The organism is Roseovarius sp. MBR-79, from assembly GCF_053628555.1.
Genome location: NZ_JBRJGP010000054.1, coordinates 1 through 4,184, shown reverse-complemented (window position 1 = coordinate 4,184; position 4,184 = coordinate 1). Strand labels below are relative to the sequence as shown.

At 65.9% G+C, this 4,184-nt stretch carries 2 protein-coding genes and 2 pseudogenes; all 4 read left to right on the top strand.

The genetic code is table 11. The features are described from left to right. Positions 1 to 96: 96 nt before the first annotated feature. A pseudogene (locus ACSSV8_RS19900) lies at positions 97 to 1,383 on the top strand (terminase gpA endonuclease subunit); the annotation flags it as partial. A 10-nt stretch (positions 1,384 to 1,393) separates the two neighbouring features. Next, positions 1,394 to 1,603, top strand: coding sequence for a phage head-tail joining protein (locus ACSSV8_RS19895; protein WP_454283638.1), 210 nt, complete (start codon positions 1,394 to 1,396; stop codon positions 1,601 to 1,603). Beyond that, positions 1,603 to 3,120: a phage portal protein gene (locus ACSSV8_RS19890; RefSeq protein WP_454283637.1), complete on the top strand. Its 1,518-nt coding sequence runs from the start codon at positions 1,603 to 1,605 to the stop codon at positions 3,118 to 3,120. The genes ACSSV8_RS19895 and ACSSV8_RS19890 overlap by 1 nt, the downstream gene beginning before the upstream one ends. Then, positions 3,120 to 4,017: pseudogene (locus ACSSV8_RS19885) on the top strand (S49 family peptidase); the annotation flags it as partial. The gene ACSSV8_RS19890 and the pseudogene ACSSV8_RS19885, both read left to right, overlap by 1 nt. Positions 4,018 to 4,184: the final 167 nt, after the last annotated feature.

Below are 4,184 nucleotides of genomic sequence, written 5' to 3'. Positions count from 1 at the left end.
CTTGCTATATGAGGGCCGCACGCTCCAAGGCGCTCGCCCCAAACTGGCCGACTTTTGCTCCGCCACAATGGCCGAATTTTACTCCGCCGTTGACAGCTGTCGCGCATCGAGCGCGAGTTCGAGGCATCGGACCAGCGCCGCTATTTCGTGCCCTGCCCGCATTGTGGCCATTTGCAGTGGCTGCAGTTCGAGAGGCTGCGCTGGGGCAAGGGTAAGCCCGAGACGGCCATGTATCACTGCGAAGGCTGCGAGAAGCCCATCGCCGAGCACCACAAGACAGAAATGCTGGCGCGCGGCGAATGGCGGGCGACGGCAGTGTCGGCGAACCCGAATGCCATCGGCTTCCACCTCTCGGCGCTCTATTCGCCAATCGGCTGGAAAAGCTGGGAGCAGATTGCGCGGGACTGGCTGGCGGCGCAGGGCTCGGACGAGATGCTGCGCGCGGCGCGCAACACGCTGCTGGGCGAGACCTGGATTGAAAGCGGCGAGGCGCCGGAATGGCAGCGCCTCGCGGATCGGCGCTTTGCTTTCCCAGCGCAGATCCCCGCAGGCGGGTTGTTCCTGACAGCAGGGGCCGATGTGCAGAAGGACCGCATCGAGGTCGATATCTGGGCCTGGGGCCGGGGTATGACCAGCTGGCTCGTCGATCACATCGTCATTCCGGGCGGGCCGGATGATCCGGCCTGTTGGGACAAGCTGACCGCGCTCCTGGGGCATACATGGGTGCATGAACAGGGCGCGGTCATGACACTGGCGAAGCTCGCCATCGATACCGGATACGAGTCCGCAGCCGTCTATGCATGGGCCCGCAAGCAGGGCATCGCGCAGGTGGCGCCCGTGAAGGGAATGGAGGGGTTCAACCGGGCAACACCCGTGTCGGGTCCGACCTACGTCGATGCCACGGTGAATGGCCGCAAGCTCAAGCGCGGCGCGCGGCTTTGGACGGTGGCCACGGCCACCTTCAAGGCGGAGACCTATCGGTACCTGCGGATCGAGCGGCCGTCTGAGCCGGAGGCACCCAGTCCTGCTGGCACGATCCACCTGCCCGACTGGGCCGACAGCGAATGGCTCAAGCAGCTGGTGGCCGAGCAGCTGGTCACCATCCGCGACAAGCGCGGCTATGCCCGGCAGGAATGGCAGAAGATGCGCGAGCGCAACGAGGCTCTCGACGCAAGGGTCTATGCCCGGGCCGCAGCGTGGATCCTCGGGGCTGACCGCTTTGACGAACGGATGTGGCGACAGCTGGAGAAACAGGCCGGCGTTGAAACGGCCTCATCGGCTGCGAAACCGGACACTGACAGACCGACGGAACCACAGGCCGGGCGTATCACCGCCCCCCGACGGCGTGGCTGGAAGATCAGCACGCCCCGATACATGGAATGAGCAAACCCCGATGACCCTCGACGATCTGAAATCCCGCCACGGCGCGCTGCTGGCCGCACGCTACAGCGGCACGCGGTCGGTCAGCTATGACGGCAAGACCGTGAATTATGGCTCGGACGCAGAACTTGCCGCGGCCATTTCCGACATCGAACGCCGGATCGCCAAAGCCGAGCGTGGCACCGGGCGTGTGCTGCGCCCATATGCTGTGAAGGATCTGTGATGAACTGGCGGCAGCGCCTTGGCGCGTTCATCGGTGGGTTCGATGCCGGTCAGCACCATCGCCGCCTGCGCGGGTTCCGCGCGACGCGCGCCCATGTCAACGCGCTGATTGCAGCCTCGGGCCCCGACATCACCGCCCGTGCCCGTTGGCTGGTGCGCAATAACGGGTATGCCGTGAACGCAGTGGAAAGCTGGGCCGCCAACACTGTGGGCGACGGGATCAAGCCGATATCAAAAATCGCCGATGCAGCCCGCAAGGAAGAGCTGCAGCGCCTCTGGCTCGCCTGGACCGACGAGGCCGATGCCGAGGGGCTGACCGATTTCTACGGGCTGCAGCGCCGCGCCGCACGTGAGGTGTTCATGGCGGGCGAGGTCTTCTTCCGGATCCGCATGCGCCGCGCGGGTGATGGCCTGACGGTACCGCTGCAGCTGCAGATGCTGCCGGCGGAGATGTTGCCGCTCGAGCAGGCCGGGACAGCGGCCAATGGCAACGCGATCCGCCAGGGCATAGAGTTCGACCGCATCGGGCGGCGCGTCGCCTATCACTTCTTGCGCCGCCATCCGGGCGACAGTACCGATCCGGGGCTGGCAGGTGAGGTGGTGCGGGTGCCTGCCAGCGAGGTGATCCAGGTCATCGACCCAGTTGAGGGCGGCCAGCTGCGCGGCGTGTCGAAACTGGCGCCCGCCATCGTGAAGCTGTTTCTGCTCGATCAATACGACGATGCCGAACTGGACCGCAAAAAGGTCGCGGCGATGTATGCGATGTTCGTGACCTCGCCCGCGCCGGAGAACCCCCTCGCCCCGGCCGAAGACGAGGACGGACCAGCCGGTGTCGAAATAAGCCCCGGCCAGATCGTGCGGCTGGACCCCGGTGAGGATGTCACCGTGGGCCAACCTGCCGACAGCGGCGCGACCTATGAGCCGTTCCAGTACCGGACGCTGCTGCAGATATCTGCCGCGCTGGGCATCCCCTACCCCTACATCGCCAATGACATGGTGAAGGGCAACTTCTCCAACTCGCGCCTCGCCCTGATCGAATTCCGCCGCCGCGTCTCGGCTTGGCAGCATTCGGTCATGGTGTTTCAACTCTGCCGACCCGTCTATGCGCGCTGGATGGATGCGGCGGTGCTGTCAGGTGCCCTTACCCTGCCCGGCTACGAGGCCAACCGATCCCGGCTGCTCACCGCCGATTGGCTCCCCACGAAATGGGACTGGGTCGATCCGCTGAAGGACGCCAATGCCGAAATCGCTCAGATCGAGGCCGGGCTGAAATCCCGCACGCAGGCCATTGCCGAGCGGGGCTACGACGCCGAACAGGTCGACCGCGAGATTGCCGCGGAACGGACGCGCGAGCGGTTGCTCGGCCTCGACTTCCGTCGCCCCGGATCGCCCGCACAAGGGGTGCAGGCTTTGCCGGGCCCGCAGCAAGAGGACGGGGGCAAAGGCGATGACACTGACCAAACAGACGAAAGCGATGACGCGGAGGACCGCCCGCGCCCAGACGAGGACCAGCCCTGATGCTCCATGCCCGCATTGCCGCGCGAGCTTTCAACACGCCGCTGCTGGTCGAACCGTCCAAGGCCATGGCATTTCTCTCTGGCCTCGGGCCGCGCATTCTGGGGCGGCGGGTCGAGATGGTGGACGGCAGCGAAACCGCAGATGGCACCATCGCCCTGCCCGCGCGCGCCAGCATTCTGGCCGGAGGTTTGACCGAAAGCCTGCGCCATCATGGCGATGCGCCCTATCCGGTGGTGGACGGGATTGCCGTGATCGAGATTTCTGGCGTGCTGATCCATCGCGGTGGCTGGATCGGGCAGTCCTCGGGCCAGACCAGCTACGAGGGGATCGCCGCGCAGATCGAGGCGGCAGCCAATGATCCGGCCATTCGCGGCTTTGCATTGGAAATTGACAGTTTCGGGGGCGAGGTCGCTGGCGTCTTTGACCTCGCAGATCGCATTCGTGCCATCCGGGGCAGCAAGCCGGTCTGGGCTTTTGTGGCCGAACACGCCTTCTCGGCGGGCTATGCGCTGGCCTCTCAGGCCGACCGCATCGTCTTGCCGCGCACCGGCGCGCTGGGCAGCATCGGCGTGGTGGTACTGCATGCCGACATGAGCGGCCAGTTGGATCAGGACGGGGTGCGCGTCACGCTGGTGCATTCAGGTCAGCACAAAGTTGATGGCAATCCCTACCAGCCCCTGCCCGAGGCCGTGCACGACGACATCCAGCGCGAGATCGATGTGTTGCGGTTCCTCTTCGCCGAAACCGTGGCCGCCGGGCGCGCTGGGCGGCTTAGCCAGGAGGCAGCTCTGGCGACCGAGGCCGCGACCTATCGCGGGGTCGATGCCGTGGCCGCTGGCCTTGCCGATGAAGTCACCGATCTGGCCCGGGGCTTTGCCGCCTTCCGGCAGATGCTGGCGCGCACTCCGATCCTTTCGCCCACGCGCAGCCAGCGCGTGGCGGCAACTCAGTCCCGCAAGTCAACCCAACCGGTCGTGTCTCGAATCTGGTGGAAATTCTCCGGCGGCGTTCTCCGGGCGGGTTGATTTGGGCCTGATCAGGCGGCGAGGTCAAGGGTCATGGGC